Genomic DNA, 24412 nt, shown 5'->3' with positions numbered 1-24412 from the left:
TCCTTGCTGTGAAAATGCCCGCGCGTCCTGAAGAAAGGCGCGCGAGGCAGAAGGGCAGGGGGGTGTTTGAATACCTTTTCTGGCGGTGCCAGCCACGCCGGAACCGCCAGAAAAGCTGTGGCCGGGTGGCTCAGGCCATCCGGGCCAGCATCTCTTCGACCCGATGGCAGGCGACGCGGCTGCCGTCCGGCATGGCCGTCATCTCGGGCCGTTCGGCGGAACAGCGGCTGTCGGCCTGCGGGCAGCGCGGGTGGAAGGTGCAGCCGGAAGGCGGTTTCAGCGGGCTGGGAACCTCGCCCGCCTGCGGCTCGCGATCCCGGCGCGGGGCGGTGACATTGGGGATCGTTTCCAGCAGCAGCTGCGTATAGGGATGGCGCGGATGGGCAAACAGCACCTCGGTTGGCGCCTGTTCGACGATGCGGCCCAGATACATCACTGCAATCTGATCCGACATGTGGCGCACCACGCTCATGTCATGGCTGATGAACAGATAGGTCAGGCCCATCTCATCCTGAAGACGGCGCATCAGGTTGAGGATCTGGGCCTGCACCGACACATCCAGCGCCGAGGTCGGTTCGTCGCAGACGAGGAAATCCGGCTCGGAGGCGAGGGCGCGGGCGATGGAAATGCGTTGCCGCTGCCCGCCGGAAAACTCATGCGGGAACTTGCGACCGTCGCTGGCGGTCAGCCCCACGGTTTTCAGAAGTTCCGCCACACGGTCGGCGATTTCGGCCTCGGTCTCGCGCAGTTTCAACTCGCGCAGGGGTTCGGCGATGATGTCGAACACCCGCCAGCGCGGGTTGAGGCTGGCGTAGGGGTCCTGAAAGATCATCTGCACCGACAGCGGGCGGCCATCGGCGCCGGGGGCGAAGGCGATGCTGCCTTCGGACGGGGCGTAAAGCCCGGTGACCAGCCGCGCCACGGTGGATTTGCCGCAGCCGGATTCGCCCACAAGGCTGAGGCAGCCGCCCTTCGGCACCTCGAAGCTGACATCGTCGACGGCGCGGACGAAGAGGCGGGGCTTGCGTTCGATGACGCGGTTCAGCCAGGGGGCGGAGACGTCGAACCGCCGGGTCATGGCGCTGACGGTCAGGGCGGAGGGGGCGGTGTGGGGGATCATGCGGCGGTCTCCGTGGCGGCAGCGGCGGGGTCGATCCAGCAGGCGGCAAGGCCCGCGCCCATCGGGCGCAGGTCGGGGCGGTCGCGGCGGCAGCGGTCCTGCACCAGCGGGCAGCGCGGGTTGAAGGCGCAGCCGGTCGGGATGGCATCCAGACGCGGCATGGCGCCGTCGATCTGCGCCAGACGCGGCACACGGGCGCCCAGGGTGGGGATCGAGCCCATCAGCCCGCGCGTGTAGGGATGCGAGGGGCGGGCCACGACCTCGGCCACCGGGCCGATCTCGACCAGACGGCCCGCATACATCACCGCCACCCGGTCGGCAGTTTCGGCGATGACGCCCATGTCATGTGTCACCAGCATCACCGCCGTGCCGTGATCCTTGCAGAGCTTGCGCAAGAGCGCAGTGATCTGTGCCTGGATCGAGACATCAAGCGCGGTGGTCGGTTCATCCGCGATGACCAGCCTGGGCCGCGCGGCGAGGGCGAGGGCGATGACCACCCGCTGCCGCATACCGCCGGAGAACTGGTGGGGGAAATGATCCACCCGTTCGGCAGGGGCGGGGATGCCGACTTCGGCCAGCAGGTCCACCGCGCGGGCGCGGGCGGCGGGCTTTGACAGGTCGCTGTGCAGGCGGATGGTTTCGACCAGCTGCCGCCCGACCGAAAACAGCGGGTTGAGCGAGGTCAGCGGGTCCTGAAAGATCGCGCCGATCTCGCGGCCCCGGATCTTTTCCATCTGCGGTTCGGGCAACTGGTCGATGCGGCGGCCGTTCAGCCAGACCTCACCCCCCGCGATATGGCCTGGCGGCTCCAGCAGGCGCTGCACGGCGAGGCCGGTCATTGACTTGCCCGCACCGGATTCGCCCACGACCCCCAGAATCTCGCCCGGACGGATGGTAAGGCTCACATCGTCCAGCGCGGTGACCGTGCCATGACGGCCCGGAAATTCCACCCGCAGATTGCGGACATCAAGCGTCGGCTGCTCGGTCATGGGATGGCTTCCTCGCGGATGGGGTAGCTGGGGGGGAAAAGGTCGGAGACGGGCGGATGCTGCCAGCTCCGTTCGGGGTATTTGGCGACCAGCCCGTCGAACTGGGCCTGCGCGCGGGATTGTGCGGCGGCAAGGTCGATGCCGGCCACGCGGCCCTCGCACATCGACAGGCGCCCGTCGACGAAGGTGGCCTGCGTGACGCGGCCGGTGCCGCCCGCGACCAGCGTGGTGATCGGGTCGATGGCCGGGGTCATCACCGCATCATCCAGCCGGAAGACCGCCATATCGGCGCATGCGCCGGGGGCAAGCCGCCCCAGATCGTCGCGATTCAGCGCGCGGGCACCGCCCAGCGTGGCCGCATCCCAGAAATCGGCGCTGGACTGGTGCGGCGCCCCCGGATCGGCAAGGCGCGCGGCCAGAAGGCCCGCCATCAGGTTCATCAGCATGTCGGCGGGAACGGTATCGGTGCCCATGCACAGGTTGATCCCCGCCGCCTTCAGCCGCCCGAAGCTGCGCAGGGCAGACCCGAAACGGGCCGAGACCAGCGGGCAATGCACGACGCTGACCCCATGGGCCGCGTAATGCGCAAGATCGGTTTCGGTGGCATTGGTGGCATGGGGCGCGATCAGCCGGTCGCTGAGCAGCCCGGCCTGCGCCAGCCAGTCGGGCGCGGTGGTGCCGTGCAGGCGGCGGACGGTCTGCACCTCCATCTCGCCCTGCGCCATATGCAGGCGCACCTTGCATCCCAGATCGGCGGCGGCGTCCATGGTTCGGCGCAGCAGCGGCAGGGTGCAGGTTTCCACCCGGTCGGGTGCCAGCATGCCGCGCACCAGACCGCCATGGCGGCCCTCCTGTGCGGTGATGAAGGCGATGGCGGCCTCCAGCCCTTCCATGCCGCGCGGCTCGTCAAACACCGGCTCCATCTGGCCGGGGCCTTCCAGAACCATGCCGCCCGAGCGATAGGCGGGCGACAGATAGACCCGCAGACCCATCTCGCCCGCCGCGTCGGCGGCGGCGGAAAATTCGGCGACCGTCTCGCCCCATTCGCGGTAGAACAGCGAGGCGATGGGCGCGGCGGTGGTGATGCCGTTCAGCAGCAGTTGCGCGAAGGCAAAGCGCTTCTGGAAGGACAGTTCCTCGGGCGCATACATCTCGTAGGGGCCACGGTCGACATAGCTGCGCGGCCAGACCCGGCCCTTGGCCCAGCCGGGCTGGTGGTCGATGGCCAGCACGGTGGTGTCGAGGTCGGACAGCGCGTCAAGGTCGATCAGCCCCGGCGAGATCAGCGCGCGGCCCAGGTCGATGCGCCGTGCGACCTCACCCGGAAAGCGCGGTCCGACATGCAGGATGCGGCCCGCCTCGAACACCACCTCGCCACCGGGGATCAGGCAATGCTGCCCCCCGGCATGGCCCAGCACCCATTGCGCGGTCAGCGCGGTGCGGCCGGGCAGGGTGGTGCCAAGCGGCAGATCCGTCAGCCGGATCATGGCATCACCACGCCGGGCAGGGCAATCCGGCCCGCGCGCGCCACGACCCGCCCGCGTTTCACCACCAGCGGGCGCGGCGCTTCCTCGACAACGGCATGGGCCAGCGTTTCACCCGCGACCAGCGTCAGGTCGCCGGGGGCGCCGGGCACCAGCCCCATCGCCTCCAGCCCCATCGCCTCGACCCCGCCGCGCGAGGCGGCGTCCAGCAGCAGCTCCAGTTCATCATCGCGGCGCATGCGGTTCTTCATGCCGACGATGCGGGCGCGGTGCAGCATGTCGGGCTGGCCCCACGGCCCCCAGGTGTCACGGATACCGTCGCAGCCCAGCCCGACCCTGATCCCCGCCGCGCGCATGTCCTGCAGGCTGGGCACCTCTGCCGAAGGGTGGCCGGTGGTGAAGATGCGGATGTCGGCTTTCGCCACCTCCTCCATCAACGGGCCGACGCGCAGCGGATCGGGCATGCCCAGACAGAAGCAATGCGAGACGCCGACCAGACCCTGCATCCCGAGGGCATGGGTGCGGGCGATGATTTCCTCCAGCGTGAAGGCGCCCAGTTCGCCATATTCGTGCAGGTGGATGTCGATGGGCTTGCCGTGCTTTTCGGCCAGCCGGAAGATGGCATCCAGCGAGCCTTTCGGGTCGCGGTCCATCGAGGACGGGTCCAGCCCGCCGACCACATCCGCCCCCATGGCCAGCGCCTCGTCCATCAGCTCGTAGGTGCCGGGGCGTTTCATCAGGCCCGATTGCGGGAAGGCGACGATCTGCATGTCAACCGCGTCCGCCAGTGCCGTGCGGGTGGCGAGCTTGCCTTCCAGCAGGCTCAGCCCGTGATCGGTGTCGATGTCGACATGACTGCGAATATGGCCGGTGCCGTTTTCGACAAGCTGGATGGCGTGACGCATCGACTGGCGGTGGACATCCAGGCCCAGCGGAATGCGGCTGTTCCTTTCGTTGTCGATCAGATCCTGAAGGCTGCCGCCCTTGCGGCCCGGATACCAGGGCATGCCCCAGGTGGTCTTGTCGAGATGGGTATGGGTGTCGGCCAGCGTCGGAATGGCGATGGCGCCCGCGCCATCCTCGACCGTTGCGCCTTCGGCGGCGAGGCCCTTGCCGATGGCGGCGATGCGGCCCGCGCGGATCAGGATGTCCTGCGCTTCGGCCCCCATCGGGCGGATGTTGCGGATCAGCAGATCTTGCATGGCTTACCTCAGTTTCGGGTTCAGGGCGTCCCGCAGCCAATCCCCGAGGATGTTGACGGCGACGACCAGCAGGCAGAGTTGCAGCACGGGGAAGACGGTGATCCACCACATGCCGGAGAACAGGAACTGATTGCCCAGCCGGATCAGCGTGCCGAGGCTGGGCTGGCTGGCGGGCATCCCGATGCCGAGGAAGGACAGCGTGGCTTCGGTCAGGATCGCCATGCCGAAGTTCAGCGTGGCGGCAACGAGGATCGGGGTGAGCGTATTGGGCAGGATGTGGCGGAACATGATGCGCCGCGCGGGCACCCTGAGCAGTTGTGCCGCCTGCACATATTCCTTGCCGCGTTCTACGGCTGTCTGCGCCCGCACGGTGCGGGCATATTGCACCCAGCCTGACAGCACGATGGCCAGCACCAGCACGCCGCCCGCGCCTACCTCGCGCAGCGAGGGGGGCAGCAGTTCGCGCACGATGGCGCTGACCAGAATGGCGATCAGGATGGTGGGGATCGACAGCAGGATGTCGCCAAAGCGCATCAGCAGGTTTTCGATCAGCCCGCCGTAATAACCCGCCACCAGCCCGGTGCCGATGCCCACCACCAGGGCGAAGAATACCGAGGCGAGGCCGATCAGGATGGAAATGCGCGAGCCGTAAAGGATGGCCGACAGGATGTCGCGGCCCTGGGTATCGGTGCCCAGAAGGTAGGGCCATTGCCCGCCCTCGGTCCAGATCGGCGGGTATTCGGCATTCAGCAGGTCAAGCTGCGCGGGGTCGAACGGGTTCTGCGGCACATAAAGCGGCGCGGTGAAGGCGCTGAAGATCAGCACAAACAGCAGGGCGGCCGCGATCATGGCGCCGCGATGATGGGTGAAGGACCACCACAGGTCGCTCTGGCGCAGGCGGGACAGCCGCGAGGGGGGGAGGGGACGCGCGGTCATGGGCTCAGCCTCTTGCCATGCGCAGGCGCGGGTCGATCAGAGCATAGGTGATGTCGACCAGCGTGTTCAGCGCCACGAAGATGAAGGAAACGATGCAGAGATAGGCCGCCATCACCGGGATATCGACGAAGGTCACCGCCTGGATGAACAGCATCCCCATGCCCGGCCACTGGAACACCGTTTCCGTGATCAGGGCGAAGGCGATCAGCGAGCCGATGTTCATGGCGGTCATTGTCACCACCGGCATCAGGCAGTTGCGCAGGGCATGGACATAGTGGATGCGCCAGCGCGGGACGCCGCGGGCCCGCGCGAATTTCACGAAATCCGAGCGCAGAACCTCCATCATCTCGGCGCGGACCAGACGCATCACCAGCGTGATCTGGTACAGCGACAATGCGACCGAGGGCAGGATCAGCGCGGCCCGGCCCGAGGGGGTCAGAAGGCCCGTGGTCCACCAGCCGATGCTGACCACCTCGCCCCGCCCGAAGGCCGGTGCGATGTTGAGCATGACCGAAAAGACGAGGATCAGCAGGATGCCGATGACGAAACTTGGCAGCGAGACGCCGATGATCGACAGGAACTGCAAGCCCTCGCTGGCCCAGCTGCCGCGATGGATCGCGGTATAGACGCCGAGCGGCACGCCGACGACCAGCGAGATGATGGTGGCCAGCAGAACAAGCTCGATCGTGGCGGGGAAACGTTCGGCGATGAGGCTCATCACCTCTTGCTGGTTGCGGTAGGAGACACCGAAATCCCCCTGCACCGCATTGCCGACAAAGCGCAGGAACTGCACCGCGACGGGATCATTCAGGCCGAGGTTTTCGCGCAGCGCGTCCTTTTCGGCCTGCGTGGTCTGTTCGTTGACCATCAGCTGCACGGGATCGCCGACGAAGCGGAAGATCAGGAAGGCCATGAGCGCCACGGCCAGCATGACCAGCGCCGCATTGGCCAGACGTTTTATGAGAAATACGATCAAGGCGAGGCCCCCTTGTTGCGGATGCGCGTCACGGCACGGCCCCGCAGCGGGGGCCGTGCCGCAAGGGTCATTCCGCCATGCGGGTCATCCAGTGACGGCCCTTGTTGTCGGAAAGCTGCACGACGCTTTCCACCTTGTCCGACGTGGCCCAGGCCATCGGCTGCTGGTGGAAGGGCAGCATGATCAGCTCGTCCTTCACGATCTTCAGCGCCTCGGTCTGCATGGCGAGGCGTTTGGCGCGGTCCAGTTCGGTCGAGGCGGCATCGACCAGCTTGTCGAGGTCAGGATAGACCCAGCCGCCCCAGTTGAACACGCCCGCATTGTCGGATTTCGAGTGGAACACCTGAAGCAGGATCGAGTAGCTGTCGAGCATCGGCTCGTTGGCCCAGCCGAAGCTGAACATATCGGCCTCGCCATTGGTCTGCTTGATCTGCTGCACCGCATTCGGACCGATGGACAGCGTGGGCTTCAGCCCGGCGCGGGTCAGCATGGACACCAGCGCGTTGCAGATTTCCTCTTCGTTCAGCCAGACATCGTTGGCGCAGACGATCTCGAATTCATAACCTTCGGCGCCCAGTTCCTTGATCAGCGCGGCGGCCTTTTCGGGATCATAGGCATTGGGCGTATCCAGCGCCGCGTCATAGCCGGGGATCGCCGGGGCGACCACGGTGCCCGCGTTGCGCGACTTGCCGCGCATCACCTTCTTCTGGATCAGGTCAAGGTCGATGGCGGCGGCGACGGCCTCACGCATCTTCTTGTCCTTGAACAGGTTGGGCTGGCCGTTGTGCAGCTTGTCGGCAAAGGTGAAGCCGAACATGATGGTGCGCAACTCGCTGCCTTCCAGCACCTTGACGGTGGGTGTGGATTCGAGGCGCGGCAGATCCTGGATCGGGGCCTTTTCGGTAAAGTCGATCTCTCCCGACAGCAGTGCGGCGACGCGGGTGGCATCCGAGGCGATGGGGGTGAACTCGATGCGCTTGAGGTTGTGCTGCGGCGTATCCCACCAGCCTTCGTTCACGACGAGAACGGTCTTGCTGTCGGGCACGCGGCTTTCGACGCTGAACGGGCCGGTGCCATTGGCGTTGAAGGTCGGGTAACCCTCGACCTTCTTGGCGACGTCGGTCGGGACTTCGGCATTGTGGTCCTTCAGCCAACCCGCATCGAACATATGGATGTTGGTCAGGTCGTTGAGCAGCAGCGGGTAGGTGCCGTTCACCGTGATGTCGACGGTATAATCATCGACCTTGGCGGAGGAAACATAGGCGGGCAGGTTGCCGCGCAGGGGCGAATCCGGGTGGCTGACGCGGGTCAGCGAGGCGACCACATCATCGGCGGTGAACTCGGCGCCATCATGGAATTTGACGCCCTGCCGCAGCTTGAAGCGCCAGACATTGCCGGGCAGCACTTCCCATTCGGTCGCCAGCGCCGGTTCGATTTCCAGCTTGTCGTTGTAGCGCACAAGTCCTTCGTAGACGTGGTTCAGGAAGCTGATGGTGAAGGTCGATCCGTAGGAATAGGGATCGAGCGAGTTGATATCGCGCGCCGCACCCCAGCGGAGCGTCTGGGCCGAGGCGTCGCCCGCGAAGCAGGCAAGCGCGACGCAGGAAAGAAGCGAGGCTTTGAGGCTGGTCATGGTCTATCCCTGTCAAGGTGCCGGCCTGTCCGTCTGATGCGGGCTTCTCCGGCGGTTGCAAAGGTCTTCCGTCCGATTCCGGCGGTGGACCAGTCCAGAGTGCGGGGTGACGACTTTTCTGTCAATAATTTTGTCGACAATTTTGTCTGGTATCTTTCCGCGCCGGGTTTCAGGGCGAAAATGCCCGAAATTCAGGCCGGACGAAAATCATCGCTGCCCGCCGGGGCGGGGCAGTGCCTCGGAAAGGCCAGGGGGTCAGACCAGCGCGTCGCGCAGATCGCGCAGCACCGGGACATCCTCGGTCAGGTCAAGCTCGTCCTCGACATGGCGCAGGTGATCCTCCATCAGCCGCAGCGCGCCGGGCAGGTCGCGGGCGCGGATGCGGGCAATCAGCCCGGCATGTTCGTCCGGCCCGCAGTTGTGATGCGAATGGCGGCGATACATGGTGGTGATCAGCGTCGAGCGCGAGATGAGGTCGCGCAGGGTGGAGGTGAGGAAGCTGGAGCCCGAAAGCTCTGCCAGCAGCAGATGAAAGCCGCCCGACAGGCGGATGGTGGCGGTGGTATCGCCGCGGGCATCGGCCTCGCGCTCCAGCGCCAGATGCGCCTCAAGCTGCGGGATTGCCGTATCGGCGATATTGGCCATCAGCCGTTCCAGCACGCGCGCCTCGACCTGGCGGCGGAAGTGAAAGACATCGCGCGCCTCGTCGACGCCGGGTTCCGAAACGAAGGCCCCCCGATTCGGCAGGATCGTCACCAGCCCGTCGCTTTCCAGCATGGCCAGCGCCTGACGCACCCGTGCGCGGCTGACCTCGAACACCTCGGCCAGCTGTTCTTCCTTGAGGCGGGTGCCGGGGCGCAGCTTGCGTTCGGCGATGGAAAGCCAGATCCTTTCGCAGATTTCCGCTGCCGGGCCGGGCGTGGCTTCTTTGTTCTGATACATCAGAACCCCCTTTCACTACGGCATTCTTGCCGCCTTCAACCGAATGTCAATCGGCGGCAGGTTTTTATTGACAACAAAAATGTCGACAATCATGTTGAAGATAATAGCGGGTTCCCGGCCCGTAATCCAGAGGGACAGGACGACAATGCCACAGACCATGGAGTTCGATTTCACGCGCCTGGACCCGCAGGACCGCTATCGCCTGCTGACCAACTTCATCGGGCCGCGCCCTATCGCGCTGGTGTCCACCCGGTCGGAAGGCGGGCAGGACAATGCAGCGCCCATGAGCTTTTTCAACGTATTCTCGCATGACCCCGCGCTTGTGGTGCTGGGCATCCAGACCCGCCCTGACGGGCAGGAGAAAGACACCGTGCGCAATATCCGCCGTGAGGGGGAGTTTGTGGTGAACATGGTCGACATGGCGCTGTCGCAGGCCATGCTGGTCTGCGGGCTGGGCGTGGCTGAGGATGTGGACGAGGTGGCGCTGGCCGGGCTGAGTTCGGCGCCCTGTGCCCATATCCGCGCGCGGCGCATCGTCGAAAGCCCCTGCGCCATGGAATGCCGGGTGGACCGGCTGCTGGAATACGGGCGGCGGCTTCTGGTCATCGGCGAAGTGGTGCAGATGCATGTGCGGCGCGACTGTATGGACGCGGCGGGGCGCTATGTGAACCCCGAGGTCTATCAGCCCATCGCGCGGCTGCATGCCGACAATTACATCACCTCGGACCGGCAGTTCGTGATGCCGACGCCGCCGATGCCTGCCGAAATCCGCCCCGCCGCCGAGGTGAAATGATGCGCATTCTGGTCATCAACCCCAATTCCACCGCCTCAATGACGGTGCAGATCGGTGAAAGTGCGCGTCGCGCCGCCTTTCCCGGCACGGTGATCGAGACGGTGAACCCCCGCGACACCCCGGCGAGCATCGAGGGCCATGCCGACGAGGCGCTGGCGGTGCCCGCGATGCTGGATCTGATCCGCGCGGGCGAGGCGCGGGGTTTTGACGCCCATGTCATCGCCTGTTTCGACGATCCGGGGCTGGCGGCGGCGCGCGAGGTGGCGCGCGGGCCGGTCATCGGCATCTGTCAGGCCGGGGTGCAGGTGGCCTCGACCATCGCCAGCCGCTTTTCCATCGTGACGACGCTGCCGCGTTCTGTGCCGATCATCGAGGATCTGGTGGCGGGTTACGGGGCAACGGGGCGCTGCCGCAATGTGCGGGCGGTGAACATGCCGGTTCTGGCGCTGGAGCAGGAGCCGGAAACCTGCGAACTGCGCCTGCTGCACGAGATCCGCGCCGCGCGCGAACAGGACGGGGCCGAGGCGGTTCTGCTGGGCTGCGCCGGCATGTCGGACATGTGCGAACGGTTGCAGGCGCTGACCGGGATGCCGGTGATCGACGGGGTCAGCGCGGCGGTGAAACTGGCCGAAGGCTTGGTGGGCGGGCGTTACCTGACCTCGAAGATCGGGGCCTATGATTTTCCGCGGGTCAAGTTTCCGCAGGCGGCGGGCTGAGGCCCGGCGCCTCGGGCCGCGCCGCCGTCAGGTGCCGGTGACCGTGGGGATACGGGGGGTGTCGTCGCGCTGCACGCGGGAGGCCAGCGCCACCGCCAGGGCCTGGACCAGACACATCGGCGCCGCGAGCGACCGCGAAAAGGAATAATCATGTTCCGGCACGGCAAACAGCACCCGTGCCGATTTGGCCAGCGGGCTGAGCGTGCTGTCCGACACTGCGACGATGGGCACCTTGCGGGCGCCCGCTTCCTCGACGATGTTCACCACCTCATTGGCGTAGAACCGGAACGAGACCGCCAGCAGCAGATCCCGTTCGGTGATGGTGCGCGCCATATGGGTGGCGAGGCCGCCGCCGCTGTCCAGAAGCACGCAGCGCTTGCCCAGCATGGTGAAGACATAGCGTAGCAGTTCCACCACCGGGGCGGAGCGCAACTGGCCCAGCAGATACACCACCTCGGCCTTGTGCAGCAGGTCTGCGGCACTGGCGAGGCTTTCGGGCGGGATGTCATCCAGCAGGCTTTGAAGGGAGGCGATGTCACGCACCACCAGATCGCGCAGGAAGCCGTAATCGGAGGCATCCTCGCGGCCCTGCAACTCCTCTTCCAGGGCCTTCACCCGCGCCTCGAACCCCGGCGCGGCGGTGGAAAGCCGTTTCTGGAACAGAAGCTGAAGCTCTTTGAACCCCTTGTAGCCGAGGGATTGTGCGAACCGCACGAAGCTGGAGGCGTGGATGCCGCAGCGTTCGGCGATGGCATTCACCGATTGCACCGCCACGTCATTGGGGTTCTGGGTCAGATAGACCGAGATCTGCTGATAGGTCTTGCTCATCCTGTCGTGGCGCTCGTGGATCAGCCGGATAAGCGATTCATAGTCCTTTGGGGGTTCGGCCCCGGTCAGTGCCATGCGCTGGCCTCCCTCGCACATATGTCGTTGCAATCTGGCATGGGGTGCCAGGGCCTGCAATGAATATTGCAGATCGGTCCGCCCGCATTCCAGCGGGCGTCCGGGGACGGGCGGGGGTCAGGGAACATCCTGCCAGCCGCCGCTGCGGGCCGAGGTCTGGATCGTCTCGATCAGGGTCTGAATGCGCCAGCCCGCGCGGAACCCGAACGGTTCGGCCTGCCTGCCCGCGATGGCGGCCAGATAGCCCGCCACCTCGATGGCCTTCAGATCGTTGAAGCCAAGCTGATGGCCGGGTGCCACGCAGAAGGCGCCATAAGGCGCGTGATCCGGCGCCGCCTCGATCCGGCGGAAGCCGCGCCGCCCTGCCGCATCGGCAGTGGAGTAGAAATGCAGCTCGTTGAAACGTTCCTGGCTGAACACCAGCGCGCCTTTCGAGCCATAGACCTCGAAATCATGCTGCATCTTGCGGCCGGTGGCGATCCAGTTCGCCTCGATACTGCCCGAGGCGCCATTGGCGAACCGCAGGAAGGCGCGGCCGATGTCATCGACCTCGACGGGGCGGGGCTGGCCATCGCTGCCGGTGCGGCTGCCGATCATGGTGACGCAATCGCCCATCACGCGGGTAATCGGACCCAGCAGGAATTCGGCGGTGGCGAGCGCGTGGCTGCCGATGTCGGCCAGCGCCCCTCCGCCCGCCGGATCGTGCCGGAAGGTGAAGGGGCCGGAAGCATCCGCCATGTAATCCTCGGCATGGACACCGCGGTAGGCGCGAATCTCGCCCAGCTCCCCCGCCGCGATCATCTCGCGCGCGAGATGGAGCATCGGGTTGCAGAGATAGTTGAAGCCGACCTGCGTGCGCACGCCTGCCGCCTCGGCTGCGAGGGCCATTTCCTGCGCATCGGCGGCCAGGGGGGCGAGCGGCTTTTCGCAATAGACATGCTTGCCCGCCCGGATCGCGGCCAGCGCCACGTCCTTGTGCAGCGCGTTGGGGGCGGTGATGTCCACCAGATCAATCGCCGGATCGGCCACCATTTGCCGCCAGTCGGTTGTGGCATGGGCAAAGCCCCAGGCCTCGGCCGCCTTGCGGGCCGCGCTTTCCGTCACATCGGCGACGGTGTGCAGTTCCACCTCGAAGGGCAGGTCGAAGACCTTGGCGGCGGTGGCGAAGCCGAAGACATGGGTCTTGCCCATGAAGCCGGTGCCGATCAGGCCGATGCGCAGTTTCGGTTTGTCAGACATGAAGGATGTTCCGGTTGACGATCAGGTCGGGGTCGATGGAGCCATCCAGACAGGCCAGAGCATTCTGGATGGCGGCAATGGCCATGCGTTCGCCGCAGTCGGCGGTCAGCCCGGCGATATGCGGCGACAGGATCGCATTGTCCTGTGCCAGAAGCGGGCTTGCGGCGGGCGGCTCTGTCTCGAACACATCCACCCCGGCGGCGGCAATCTGGCCGGAGGCCAGCGCGCGGGCCAGCGCGGTTTCATCCACCACGCCGCCACGGGCGGTATTGGCAAGGATCGCGCCATGTTTCATGCGGGCAATCTCGGCGGCGCCGAGGATGGGCCGGTCGCCTTTCGGGATATGGACCGAGATGCAGTCCGCCCAGGCCAGGCCCTCGTCCAGCGGCACGGGATGCACCGGACCGTCCGGCCAGCCCGCCTGTTCCAGATAGGGGTCATGGGCGCGCACCTGCATGTGAAAGCCCGCCGCCATCCGCGCCAGATGCCGCCCGATCCGGCCATAGCCGAGGATCAGGAGGTTCTTGCCCGAAATCTCCTGTGCTTCCATGCGGTTGCGCCAGCCCCAGCCTGCCGGGTCGCGCACGGCGCGGTCGGCGCGCAGGGCGCGTTTCGCACCGGCCAGAAGCTGCATCATGGCATGTTCGGCCACCGAAACGGAATTGACATCGCCCACGATGGTCAGCGCGATGCCGCGTGCATTCAGGGCCGCCAGATCGACGGAATCATACCCGACACCATGGCGCGACACCACGCGCAGCTTTTCCGCCTGCGCCACGGTCGCGGCGGTCAGCGGCTGGGTGCGGATCACCAGCGCATCGGCCTTGTGGATCAGCGGCGCGTAGGAAGGTTCCGAGACCTCCTCGACATAATCCACCCCCAGACCCTGCGCCTGAAGCCTGTGCAGCATCGCCTCGCCCGAGGGGTGCAGCTTTCCGGCGATCAGAAGATGCGGCATCAGTAGCCCCCTTTCTGCTCCGTCCCGGCCAGCGGTGCGGCGCCGGTCAGTTGCCGCCAGTCGCGGACCGAGGCGGCGGCGGCCCCTGCCAGCAGGCGGGAATCGCCCGACACGGTGGTCAGGTCGAAGCCCCAGCCGATGGCTTTCGCAGCATAGGCGGGGGTTCCGCAATGGAGGCAGGCGCGGATGCCATTGGCCTTGCAGGCGGCGAGGATACGCTGGATCAGCGCCACCATTTCCGGCTCTTCCCGGTCAAAGCCGGGGGGCAGGCGGCCATTCTGGGTGCCCAGTGTCAGATCGGCCGGGCCGATATAGAGACCGTCGAGGCCCGGCGTCGCGGCGATGTCTTCCAGATTGTCGACGCCCGCCTGAGTTTCGATCATTGCAAGGGCAAGGATCTGGTCATTGACGGCGGGGCCGTAGCCGCCATGGGCCACTGCCGCGCGGGTGGGGCCATAGCTGCGCTGTCCCAGCGGCGGATAGCGCAGGTAGCTGACAAATTCCGCGGCTTCAGCGCCGGAATTGATCATGGGGCAGATAATGCCCATGGCGCCCGCGTCCAGCGCCTTCATCACGATGCCGGGTTCGCGCCATGGCACCCGCGCCAGCGGCACCACACCCGAACCGCGCATCGCCTGCAACATCGGCAGCAGCGCGCTGTAATCCAGCGCACCGTGCTGAAGATCGACGGTGAGACTGTCATAGCCCTGCGCCGCCATGATCTCGGCGGTGAAGCTGTTGCCGATGGACAGCCAGCCGTTCAGGGCGGGGCGGCCTGCGGCCCAGATCTGTTTCAGCCTGTTCTGCATCGTTCCCTCCCTAGAACACGATCTGCGCCAGCTTGGTGTCGAGGTAATCGCCGATCCCCTCGCTGCCGCCCTCGCGGCCCATGCCGGAATGGTTGGTGCCGCCGAAGGGGGCCTCGGAAGCGGCGAGGGCAAAGCTGTTGATCCCCACCATCCCGGCTTTCAGCCCCGTCACCATGCGCCGCGCGCGGTCGGGCGAGCGGGTGAAGGCATAGGCCGACAGGCCCATGTCGCTGGCATTGGCGCGGTTCAGCGCCTCGTCCTCGGTCGTGAAACGGGTGATGGCGGCGACGGGGCCGAAGTTTTCCTCGGCAAAGACCCGCATGTCGTCGGTCACGCCGGTCAGGACGGTCGGTTGGTAGAAGAAGCCGCTGTTGTGTTCCGGGGCACGCCTGCCGCCATGCGCCAGCGTGGCGCCTGCGGCCACGGCCTCTTGCACCACGGCGTCGATTTCGGTCAGGCGGCGGGCGTTGATAAGCGGGCCCATGCCGGTTTCCGGGTCCAGCCCGTCGCCCAGCCGGATTTTCGCGGCGCGGGCAACGAAGCCTTCGACGAAGGCATCATGCAGGCTGTCATGCACGAAGAACCTGTCGGGCGTCACGCAGACCTGGCCGCAATTGGCGAATTTCGTCGGCACGCAAAGATCCAGCGCGGCGTCCAGATCGGCATCGTCTTGGATGATGACGGGGGCGTTGCCACCCAGTTCCATGGACACTTTCTTGACCGTGGCGGCGGCGTCGCGGATCATCTGCTGGCCCACGCGGGTCGATCCGGTGAGGCTGACCTTGCGGACGCGCGTGTCGGCCATGATCGGGTCATAGGTGGTGGCGGTCGAGCCGATGACAAGGTTCACGGCGCCATCGGGCAGGCCGGCGGCGCGCAGGCAATCCACCATGACCATGGCGACGCCGGGCGTCTGCGACGAGGGGCGCAGCACCACCGGGCAGCCTGCCGCCAGCGCGGGGGCGAGCTTGCGGGCGGGCAGGGCGGCAGGGAAGTTCCAGGCGGTGAAGGCGCCAACCACGCCGACGGGTTCCCGTGTCACCTCGAACCGGCCGCCGGGCACGCGGCTTTCGACAATACGGCCATAGATGCGGCGGGCTTCCTCGGCATACCAGCGGAACTGGTCACAGGCGAGCGCCCATTCCCGTCCGGCCTGCGCAAGGGGCTTGCCGGTTTCGGTGGTGATCATGCGCGCGCCTTCCTCGGCGCGGCGCAGCATTTCGTCGGCGGCACGGTGCAGCGCCTCGGCGCGGGCAAAACCGCCCATGGCGCGCAGGGCGGGCAGGGCGCGGGCGGCGGCATCCAGCGCAGCCTGCGTTTCGGCCAGGGTGGCGGCGGGGGCCTCGCCCAGCGACTTTTCGGTCACGGGCGAAATCACCGGCACCGTCGCGACGGGCCTGTGCCATGCGCCGTCAAGGAACAATCCGAACGGCTGGTACATGGTCAGGCCAGTTCGCTGGTGCGGACCGTCCGGCCCTCGGCGACCGAACGGATCGCGGCCTCGGCCAGCAACAGCGCCAGGCGGCCATCCTCGAAACCAACGGCGACCGGGGTGCCCGATTCTACCGCATCGACGAAGGCGTCGATCTCTGCTGCGAAAGCCTCGGCATAGCGGTCGATGAAGAAGTTTTGCAGCACCGCGCCCTGTGCCGTGAAATCTGCTCCGAAAAGCTGCATGTTGTTCATGCGGCGGTTTTCAGAGATGGCCATGCCGCCCGAGCCGAATGCCTCGACCCGCTGGTCATAGCCATAGACGGCGCGACGCGAGTTCACGATGACGGCCTGTTTGCCGCTGGCGGTGGTCAGCACGACGGTGACGGTGTCGTAATCGTTGCAGCGTTCCATCAGCGCCGGATCGACGAGGCGGGCGCCGGTGGCGGTGACAGCTGTCACTTCCTCGCCCAGCATGAAGCGGGCCATGTCGAAATCATGGATGGTCATGTCGCGGAAGATGCCGCCCGAAACCTCGACATAGGCATCGGGTGCCATGCCCGGATCGCGCGAGGTGATGACGATCTGGTGCACCTCGCCCAGCGTGCCATCGGTAATGGCGCGGCGCACAGCGGCGTGGCCGGTATCGAAGCGACGCACGAAGCCCAGCATGATGGGCAGATCGGTTCCCGCGATGCGGGCGGCGCAGGCGTTCACCCGGTCCAGCGACAGGTCGATGGGTTTTTCGCACAGGATGGGTTTGCCCGCCGCAACCGCCTGTTCGATGTAATCGGCATGGGTGGCGGTGGAGGTGGCAATCAGCACGGCATCCACCGCCTGTGAGGCCAGCACGGCTTCCGCCGATTCGAAGCGCGGCACGCCCAGCTTTTCCGATACTTCGACAGCCGCCGGTTCGTGGGTGTCATAGACCCCGGCAAGCGCCGCGCGCGGATGGCGGGCGATGTTTTCGGCATGCATGCGCCCGATGCGACCACAGCCAAGGACGGCGATCCTGAGCATTTCGTTCTCCTCCCGAAAGCGATTTGCAATAATCATTGCAGAACTATTGCAATGTCAATGGGCATTCCGTAGTCTCTCGCCAAACCCATCCGCAGGAGGAGGCGAGATGACCCGGACCACCGTGCGCCTGACCATGTCCCAGGCCCTTGTGCGCTATCTGTGCAACCAGTTCACCGAGATCGACGGCACCCGCGTTCCGCTTTTCGCGGGGGTGTTCGGCATCTTCGGCCATGGCAATGTGACATGCCTGTCCGAAGCGCTGGAGCAGGTGCAGGACCAGTTGCCGACATGGCGCGGTCAGAACGAACAAAGCATGGCACTGGCGGCCATCGGCTTCGCCAAGGCCAAGCGGCGGCGGCAGATCATGGTGGCGGCGACCTCGATCGGGCCGGGGGCGGCGAATATGGTGACGGCGGCGGGTGTGGCGATGACCAACCGGCTGCCGGTGCTGTTGCTGGCGGGCGATACCTTCGCCAACCGGCTGCCCGACCCGGTGTTGCAGCAGGTGGAACATTTCGGCGACCCGACGGTGACGGTGAACGATGCCTTCAAGCCGGTAGTGCGTTACTGGGACCGGATCACGCTGCCCGAACAGATCATCACCTCGCTGCCGCAGGCGATTGCCACCATGCTGGACCCCGCCGATTGCGGCCCGGCCTTCATCGGGCTGGCACAGGACACGCAGGAGAAGGCCTTCGATTACCCGGAAGTGTTCTTTGAGCCGAAGGTCTGGAAAATCCCGCGTCCGCGGCCTGACCGGGATGCGGTGGCCGAGGCGGCGGCGCTGCTGAAGGGGGCGAAGAAACCACTGATCATCTCGGGCGGCGGGGTGCGCTATTCGCTGGCCGAGGCAGAGCTGGCCGATTTCGCGGCGCGGCGCGGGATTCCGGTGGTGGAAACCATCGCGGGAAAGGGGGCGCTGACGCATCACCATCCGGTCCATGCCGGGCCCATCGGGATCGTGGGGTCCACCTCGGCCAATGTGCTGGCGAAAGAGGCCGATGTGATCCTTGCCATCGGCACGCGGCTTCAGGATTTCACCACCGGGTCGTGGACCGCCTTTGCGCAGGATGCGAAGTTCATCTCGGTCAATGCGGCGCGGTTCGATGCGGTGAAGCACCGGGCTCTGCCGGTGGTGGGCGATGCGAAAGAGGCGCTGGCCGATCTGGATGCGGCGCTTGGCGATTGGTCGGCAGAGGCCGGTCTGATGGCCCGCGCGCAACGGCTGTTTGCCGAATGGAACGCACTTGTGGACGATCATCAGCGCCCGACCAATGCCGCCGTGCCGTCCTATGCACAGGTGGTGGGGGTGCTGAACAGGGTGGCCGGGCCGGATGACACGCTGATCGCGGCAGCAGGCGGCACGCCGGGCGAGGTGACGAAGGGCTGGCGGGTGAAGAACCCCAATACTTTCGATTGCGAGTTTGGCTTTTCCTGCATGGGCTATGAAATCGCGGCGGGCTGGGGCTGTGCCATGGCGCAGGAAGGCCCCGGTGCCACCGGCGGCACGCCCATCGTGATGCTGGGCGACGGCACCTACATGATGATGAATTCCGACATCTATTCCGCCGCGCTGACCGGGCATCGCATGGTCGTCGTGGTGTGCGACAATGGCGGCTATGCGGTCATCAACCGCCTGCAACAGTTCAAGGGCGTGCCGGGGTTCAACAACCTGCTGACGGATTGCCGGGTGCAGAACCGGGATGCGCCGCTGCATGTCGATTTCGCCAGACATGCCGAGGCGATGGGTGCAAAGGCGCGCAAGGTGGACAGCCTCGCCGATCTGGAAGAGGCGGTGAAATGGGCGTTGCAGAACGAAGGGCCGACCGTCATCTCCATCGTGTCGGACGCCTTTGCCTGGGTGCCGGGCGATGCCGACTGGGATGTCGGCGTGCCCGAGGTTTCCAGCTTTGAAAAGGTGCGCGCGGCCCGCGCGGCACAGGATGCAATTCGCGCGAACCAGCGCGTTGGAGTGTAAGGGAATGAAGGCAAGACTGGGCATTGCGCCGATTGCGTGGTGGAACGACGATCTGGCCGAGCTGAGCGATGATGTGAGCCTTGAGGAATGCCTGCGGCAGGCCTTGGTTGCCGGCTATACCGGGATGGAGACGGGGCGCCGGTTCCCGATGGACATGGGCGCGCTGGGGCCGGTTCTGGCGAAATACGGGATTTCGGTCTGTGGCGGCTGGTTCTCCGGCCTGCTGCTGGATGGCGATATCGAGGTGGAAAAGGAGCGGATCGCGCAGCAACTTGCCTTCTTCAAGGCGGCGGGGGCGCCCTGCATCGTCTATGGCGAAACCGCGCGCAGCATTCAGGGCGTGAAATCGGCGCCGCTGGCGACGAAGCCGAAGCTGACCGAGGCGGAGATTGCCGCCTATGGCCGCATGATGAGCGATTTTGCGGATTGGTGCGCGGGGCAGGGGATGCCGGTTTCCTACCATCACCACATGGCGGCGGTGATCGAGACCGAGGCGGAACTGGATCTGCTGATGCAGCATTCCTCGGTGCCGCTGTTGTTCGATGCGGGACATATGGCCTTTGCCGGGGGCGATGTGATGCGGGTGATCGAAAACCATCATGCCCGCATCACGCATGTTCATACAAAGGACATCCGCCGCCCGGTGATCGATGCGCTGGACCGCACGCGCGAAAGCTTCCTTGATGCGGTGGTGAAGGGTGCCTTTACCGTGCCGGGCGATGGCAGTCTGGATTTCGAGGCCATCGTGAAGGCGCTGGCGGCGAAAGGCTATGAGGGCTGGTTCGTCGTCGAGGCAGAGCAAGACCCCAGGGTCTCGCCCCCGCTGGAGATGGCGAAGAAAGGGCATGCGGAGCTGCTGCGCGTCATGGCCGCGGCGGGATACGAGGTCATGCCATGAACCGCATCGACGGCAAGATCGCCATTGTCACGGGCGGCACGCAGGGGCTGGGCGCGGCCATCGCGCGGGTCTTTGCGGCGGCCGGGGCGGGTGGCATCGTGATCGTCGGGCGCGGGCTGGAAAAGGGCCGCGCTGTGGCGAAAGACATCACCGCCGCGACCGGCGTTCCGGTCGAGATGCTGGCCGCCGATCTGGGCAACATGGACGATGTGCGCGGCATTGTCGCCGCCGCCGACCGCCGTTTTGGCCGGGTGGATATTCTGGTCAATGCCGCCGGGCTGACCGATCGGGGCAATATGCTGAACACCAGCCCCGAGTTGTTTGACCGCATGATCGCCGTCAATACCCGCGCGCCCTTCTTCCTGATTCAGGACGCGGCGAAAGTGATGATCCGTGAGGGGATCGAGGGGCGCATCGTCAATATCGGATCGGTTTCCGGTCTGGCGGGGCAGCCGTTCCTTGCGCCCTATGCGACCTCGAAAGGGGCGCTGGCCACGCTGACCCGGCACGCGGGTTTCGCACTGATGCGCAACCGGATCCATGTCAATCAGCTCGACATCGGCTGGATGAACTCGGACCACGAGCGCAAGCTGGTGCTGTCGGAGACGGGTGATCCGACCTTCATCGACCGCAAGGCCGCCGAAAAGCCCTTTGGCCGTATCCTCGACCCGGCCGAGGTGGCGCGTGCGGTGCTGTGGATGGCTTCGGACGACAGCGGGATGATGACCGGCACCGTCATCCCCTTCGACCAGTCGGTCTATGGTGGCTTTGACGAGGCGCCGGTGCCAGCGGCAAAGCTGGAGGGCTGACATGCGCACCATCAAGGGGCCGGGGGTGTTCCTGGCCCAGTTTGCGGCGGATCAGGCGCCTTACGACAGCCTGCCGGGTTTGGCCGCATGGGCGGCGGGCAAGGGGTTCAAGGGGGTGCAGATCCCGACATGGGATACCCGGCTGATCGACATGCGGCTCGCCGCTGAAAGCGACGCCTATTGCGATGCGTTGCGCGGGATGCTGGCCGACCATGGTTTGCAGATCACCGAATTCGCCTCGCATATCACCGGGCAACTGGTGGCAGTGCATCCGGCGCATGATGCGGTGATGGACAGTTTCGCGCCCGCGCCGGTGCGGGGGAACCCGAAGGCGCGACGGGCCTGGGCGGAGGAGCAGTTGCGCTTTGCCGCGCGTGCCTCGGCCCGGCTGGGCATTGACCGGCATGTGACCTTTTCGGGCGCGCTGCTCTGGCCCTATCTTTACCCCTATCCGCAATGGCCCGAGGGGCTGGTGGAGGAGGGGTTTGACGAACTGGCGAAACGCTGGACCCCGATCCTGAACGATTTCGACGCGCATGGCGTGGATGTCTGCTATGAGATCCACCCTTGCGAGGATCTGCACGACGGCCATTCGTGGGAGTATTTCCTTGAGAAGGTGAAGGGCCACCCCCGCGCCAACCTGATGTATGATCCCAGCCATTTCGTGCTTCAGTCGCTGGATTATCTGGCCTTCATCGACCATTACCACGACCGCATCCGCGCCTTCCATGTGAAGGATGCCGAGTTCCGCCCCGATGGCAAATCCGGCGCCTATGGCGGTTATATGCCCTGGGCGAAGCGCGCGGGCCGCTTCCGCAGTCCCGGCGACGGACAGGTGGATTTCGGCGCGATCTTCACCAGGCTGACAACGCATGGCTATGACGGCTGGGCGGTGCTGGAATGGGAATGTTTCGTCAAGAACCCCGAGGACGGCGCCCGCGAAGGTGCGCAGTTCATCGCGGATCACATCATCGGCGTGTCGGATCGCGCCTTCGATGATTTCGTGAAATCCGGCGCGGATCGCCGCGCCAACCGGGCGATGCTCGGTCTGGAGGATGAGGCATGAGACCCTTGCGGCTTGGCATGGTGGGCGGCGGGCAGGGCGCCTATATCGGCAATATCCATCGCCTTGCGGCGCGGCTGGATGGCCAGTGGCAGCTTGTGGCGGGCGCCTTCGATGTGGACCCGGAGCGCGGCCGCGCCTTCGCGCTTTCGCAGGGGCTTGACCCCGCGCGCAGCTACGGGACATGGCAGGAGATGATCGCGGCAGAGGCCGCGCGGCCCGACCGGATGGAGGCGGTGGCGATCTGCACGCCGAATTTCACCCATTACCCGATCGCGAAGGCGCTGATCGAGGCGGGGTTCGACGTGATCTGTGAAAAGCCGCTGACCGCCACACTGGCGGATGCGGTGGCGCTGGAACAACTGGCGCGGGACAGCGGGCGCTTTGTCGGGGTGACCTATACCTATTCGGGTTACCCGATGGTGCACGAGGCGCGCGTGCGGGTCGCGGCGGGCGAAATCGGCGCGGTGCGCACGGTGCAGGTGGAATATCCGCTGGAATGGATGGCCACCGCCATCGAACAGCAGGGCAATGCGCAGGCGGTATGGCGCACCGATCCGGTGAAGAATGGGCGCGGCGGGTCCATCGGCGACATCGGCACCCATGCCTATCATCTGGCGGGGTTTGTCAGCGGGTTGACGCTGGACAGCCTGACCGCCGATCTGGCGACATTCGTGAGCGGTCGGGCGCTGGATGACAACGCGCATGTGATGCTGCGCTATCAGGGCGGCGCGCGCGGACTTTTGTGGTCGTCGCAGGTCGCCATCGGCCATTCCAACGGCGTGCGGCTGCGGGTCTTTGGCGGGACGGGCTCGCTGCAATGGTATCAGGAACAGCCGAACGAGCTGATCCTGACGCCGCTGGAAGGCCGGGTGCAGGTGGTGAAACGCGGCGCGCCGGATCTGTCGGAGGATGCGCAGGCGCGCACCCGCACCCCGCCGGGCCATCCCGAAGGGTATCTGGAGGCTTTCGCCAATCTTTACGCGGGCTTTGCCGAGGCGATCCGGGCGCGGGCCGAGGGGCGCGAACCTGATGCCATCGGGCGCAACCTGCCGACGGCATGGGACGGGCTGAAGGGCGTGGCTTTCGTTGAGGCGGTGGTGGACAGCGCCGAGGCGGCGGATCAGCCCTGGTTGCGGCCGGTGGCAGTATAGCTTCCGGGCGGTGCAATGGTCTGCACGGCAGGGCGTGACGGAAATATCTGTTGACTCCTGCAATAAGACTGCAATACTCATTGCAACACGGGTAAATTTGCAATTTTTCAACTGACTTCACGGGGTTCGCGGCTGGGGAGGCTGCGGGCTGCCCTGTCGCAAGATCGCCTGTGCGATCCGGGAGGAGAGAGCATGAAGGACTTCGTATCCGGCATCAGCCTTGAGGCGTTTCGCGCTGAAGCCGAAACCACGACGACGCCGGCAATGTGCCCTTCGGCCATGGTCATCGAAAAGAACATCCCGATCTATGACGGGGCCAGCGTAACCGAGGCGATTGCGCCGGAATGGGCGGGGGTCATCGGGCAGGGGCCGGGCGTCTTTGTCATCAAGCGCGCCTTCGCCGATCTGGGCGCCATCGACCGCGCCAGCGACGCCTTCCGCGCCATCATCGCGCAGGAGCGGGCGGAAGGGATTGCAGCGGGGGATCATTTCGCCAAGGCGGGTGCGAATGACCGGATCTGGAACAGCCTGCAAAAGCTGTGTCTGCATGATCCGGCGGTCTATGCGCGCTATATGGCCAATCCGGTGATCGACATTGCCTGCCGCGCCTGGCTTGGCCCCGGCTATCAGCTGGCGACCCAGGTCAATCAGGTGCGTCCCGGTGGCAAGGCACAGGCGCCGCACCGCGACTATCATCTGGGTTTCATGTCGCCCGACCAGATGGCGCAGTACCCCGATCACATCCATGCCACGGGGCCGACGCTGATCCTGCAAGGCGGCGTGGCGCATTGCGACATGCCGGTGGAAAGCGGCACGACCAAGCTTCTGCCGCATTCGCAGCGCTACCTGCATGGCTATATCGCCGCGACCCGCCCCGAGTTCCGCGATTATTTCGAGGCGCATCACGTCCAGTTGCCTCTGGAAAAGGGCGATGCGATCTTCTTCAGCCCGGCGCTGTTCCATGCGGCGGGCGAGAACCGGACGGCCGATGTGGTGCGGATGGTGAACCTGATCCAGACCGCCTCGGCCTTTGCGCGGCATATGGAAAACCTTGACCGCACCGCGATGGTGCGCGCGGTCTACCCGCATCTGGCCGCGCTTTCACCCGAGGGGCGGCGCGCCGTCATCGCGGCGACGGCGGACGGCTATCCTTTCCCGACCAATCTGGACACCGATCCGCCGATCGGGGGGCTTGCTCCCGAAAGCCAGCAGGATCTGCTGGCCCGTGCGGTTGCCGAAGGGTGGGATCAGGCGCGGCTGGAGACCGCGCTGGAGGAACAGGCCCGCAAACGCCGGGCCTGAGCGGCGACAGTTCCGGGGGAATCCGGCGCCGCAAGATAACGACCAAAGGGAGGAGAA

General features: G+C 65.9%; 22 protein-coding genes. 8 read left to right on the top strand and 14 right to left on the bottom strand.

Translation table 11 applies throughout. The annotated features are described in order from the left end of the window. Nucleotides 1-130 precede the first annotated feature (130 nt). From IE126_RS20940 to IE126_RS20905, 8 genes are all read right to left on the bottom strand, one after another. The gene (locus tag IE126_RS20940; protein ID WP_054304381.1) at nucleotides 131-1120 is read right to left on the bottom strand and encodes an ABC transporter ATP-binding protein; all 990 of its coding nucleotides are present in this window, start codon (nucleotides 1118-1120) and stop codon (nucleotides 131-133) included. Then, nucleotides 1117-2109, bottom strand: coding sequence for an ABC transporter ATP-binding protein (locus IE126_RS20935; RefSeq protein ID WP_054304382.1), 993 nt, complete (start codon nucleotides 2107-2109; stop codon nucleotides 1117-1119). Before IE126_RS20935 ends, IE126_RS20940 begins: the two co-directional genes overlap by 4 nt. Then, complete coding sequence (locus tag IE126_RS20930) at nucleotides 2106-3596, bottom strand: amidohydrolase family protein (RefSeq protein ID WP_189382098.1); 1491 nt, start codon at nucleotides 3594-3596, stop codon at nucleotides 2106-2108. Before IE126_RS20930 ends, IE126_RS20935 begins: the two co-directional genes overlap by 4 nt. Beyond that, on the bottom strand, nucleotides 3593-4795 hold the full coding sequence (locus tag IE126_RS20925) for an amidohydrolase family protein (RefSeq protein ID WP_189382097.1): 1203 nt from the start codon (nucleotides 4793-4795) through the stop codon (nucleotides 3593-3595). The genes IE126_RS20930 and IE126_RS20925 overlap by 4 nt, the downstream gene beginning before the upstream one ends. 3 nt (nucleotides 4796-4798) lie before the next feature. Then, nucleotides 4799-5731 (bottom strand): ABC transporter permease, encoded by a 933-nt coding sequence (locus IE126_RS20920; protein ID WP_054304385.1) that lies wholly within the window; start codon nucleotides 5729-5731, stop codon nucleotides 4799-4801. Nucleotides 5732-5735: 4 nt separating this feature from the next. Beyond that, complete coding sequence (locus tag IE126_RS20915) at nucleotides 5736-6707, bottom strand: ABC transporter permease (protein ID WP_054304386.1); 972 nt, start codon at nucleotides 6705-6707, stop codon at nucleotides 5736-5738. A 67-nt stretch (nucleotides 6708-6774) separates the two neighbouring features. Continuing rightward, a complete protein-coding gene (locus IE126_RS20910) occupies nucleotides 6775-8340 on the bottom strand; it encodes an ABC transporter substrate-binding protein (RefSeq protein ID WP_189382096.1) in 1566 nt (521 codons plus the stop codon). Nucleotides 8341-8595: 255 nt separating this feature from the next. After that, nucleotides 8596-9282: a GntR family transcriptional regulator gene (locus tag IE126_RS20905; RefSeq protein WP_189382095.1), complete on the bottom strand. Its 687-nt coding sequence runs from the start codon at nucleotides 9280-9282 to the stop codon at nucleotides 8596-8598. 145 nt (nucleotides 9283-9427) lie between these two features. Here IE126_RS20905 and IE126_RS20900 point away from each other — a divergent pair, with 145 nt between their 5' ends. Together IE126_RS20900 and IE126_RS20895 are read left to right on the top strand one after the other, a co-directional pair. Continuing rightward, nucleotides 9428-10075: a flavin reductase family protein gene (locus IE126_RS20900; protein WP_229825748.1), complete on the top strand. Its 648-nt coding sequence runs from the start codon at nucleotides 9428-9430 to the stop codon at nucleotides 10073-10075. Further along, nucleotides 10072-10791 (top strand): aspartate/glutamate racemase family protein, encoded by a 720-nt coding sequence (locus tag IE126_RS20895; RefSeq protein ID WP_229825746.1) that lies wholly within the window; start codon nucleotides 10072-10074, stop codon nucleotides 10789-10791. Before IE126_RS20900 ends, IE126_RS20895 begins: the two co-directional genes overlap by 4 nt. Nucleotides 10792-10818: 27 nt before the next feature. Here the strand turns inward: IE126_RS20895 and IE126_RS20890 are convergent, their stop codons facing one another. From IE126_RS20890 to iolG, 6 genes are all read right to left on the bottom strand, one after another. Next, the gene (locus tag IE126_RS20890; RefSeq protein WP_054304390.1) at nucleotides 10819-11694 is read right to left on the bottom strand and encodes a MurR/RpiR family transcriptional regulator; all 876 of its coding nucleotides are present in this window, start codon (nucleotides 11692-11694) and stop codon (nucleotides 10819-10821) included. A gap of 117 nt (nucleotides 11695-11811) precedes the next feature. Then, a complete protein-coding gene (locus IE126_RS20885) occupies nucleotides 11812-12933 on the bottom strand; it encodes a Gfo/Idh/MocA family protein (protein WP_189382094.1) in 1122 nt (373 codons plus the stop codon). Further along, the gene (locus tag IE126_RS20880) at nucleotides 12926-13891 is read right to left on the bottom strand and encodes a hydroxyacid dehydrogenase (protein ID WP_189382093.1); all 966 of its coding nucleotides are present in this window, start codon (nucleotides 13889-13891) and stop codon (nucleotides 12926-12928) included. The genes IE126_RS20885 and IE126_RS20880 overlap by 8 nt, the downstream gene beginning before the upstream one ends. Next, nucleotides 13891-14700: an HpcH/HpaI aldolase family protein gene (locus tag IE126_RS20875; RefSeq protein ID WP_189382092.1), complete on the bottom strand. Its 810-nt coding sequence runs from the start codon at nucleotides 14698-14700 to the stop codon at nucleotides 13891-13893. The genes IE126_RS20880 and IE126_RS20875 overlap by 1 nt, the downstream gene beginning before the upstream one ends. 10 nt (nucleotides 14701-14710) lie before the next feature. After that, nucleotides 14711-16141: an NAD-dependent succinate-semialdehyde dehydrogenase gene (locus IE126_RS20870; protein WP_189382091.1), complete on the bottom strand. Its 1431-nt coding sequence runs from the start codon at nucleotides 16139-16141 to the stop codon at nucleotides 14711-14713. Between the two features lie 2 nt (nucleotides 16142-16143). Next, the gene (gene iolG / locus IE126_RS20865) at nucleotides 16144-17151 is read right to left on the bottom strand and encodes an inositol 2-dehydrogenase (protein ID WP_189382090.1); all 1008 of its coding nucleotides are present in this window, start codon (nucleotides 17149-17151) and stop codon (nucleotides 16144-16146) included. 106 nt (nucleotides 17152-17257) lie between these two features. Between iolG and iolD the strand changes: the two genes are divergently transcribed. The 6 genes from iolD to IE126_RS20835 all read left to right on the top strand — a co-directional run bounded on the left by iolD (nucleotide 17258) and on the right by IE126_RS20835 (nucleotide 24355). Further along, a complete protein-coding gene (gene iolD, locus IE126_RS20860) occupies nucleotides 17258-19129 on the top strand; it encodes a 3D-(3,5/4)-trihydroxycyclohexane-1,2-dione acylhydrolase (decyclizing) (protein ID WP_189382089.1) in 1872 nt (623 codons plus the stop codon). A gap of 4 nt (nucleotides 19130-19133) precedes the next feature. Next, nucleotides 19134-20027 carry a myo-inosose-2 dehydratase gene (iolE, locus tag IE126_RS20855; RefSeq protein WP_189382088.1) on the top strand — a complete coding sequence of 298 codons (894 nt, stop codon included), beginning with the start codon at nucleotides 19134-19136 and terminating at the stop codon, nucleotides 20025-20027. Then, a complete protein-coding gene (locus tag IE126_RS20850; RefSeq protein WP_189382087.1) occupies nucleotides 20024-20836 on the top strand; it encodes an SDR family oxidoreductase in 813 nt (270 codons plus the stop codon). The genes iolE and IE126_RS20850 overlap by 4 nt, the downstream gene beginning before the upstream one ends. A 1-nt stretch (nucleotide 20837) precedes the next feature. Continuing rightward, entirely contained in the window at nucleotides 20838-21902 is a 1065-nt protein-coding gene (locus IE126_RS20845; RefSeq protein ID WP_189382086.1) for a sugar phosphate isomerase/epimerase family protein, read from the top strand. Nucleotides 21903-21919: 17 nt separating this feature from the next. After that, nucleotides 21920-23053, top strand: a complete 1134-nt coding sequence (locus IE126_RS20840) for a Gfo/Idh/MocA family protein (protein ID WP_189382111.1) — start codon at nucleotides 21920-21922, stop codon at nucleotides 23051-23053. A gap of 192 nt (nucleotides 23054-23245) precedes the next feature. Next, nucleotides 23246-24355 carry a phytanoyl-CoA dioxygenase family protein gene (locus IE126_RS20835; RefSeq protein ID WP_189382085.1) on the top strand — a complete coding sequence of 370 codons (1110 nt, stop codon included), beginning with the start codon at nucleotides 23246-23248 and terminating at the stop codon, nucleotides 24353-24355. Nucleotides 24356-24412: the final 57 nt, after the last annotated feature.

The sequence above is a fragment of the Gemmobacter nanjingensis genome (genome assembly GCF_014652195.1).
GTDB classification, from domain to species: Bacteria; Pseudomonadota; Alphaproteobacteria; order Rhodobacterales; family Rhodobacteraceae; genus Gemmobacter; species Gemmobacter caeni.
This window is presented reverse-complemented; position numbering and strand designations above follow the sequence as displayed.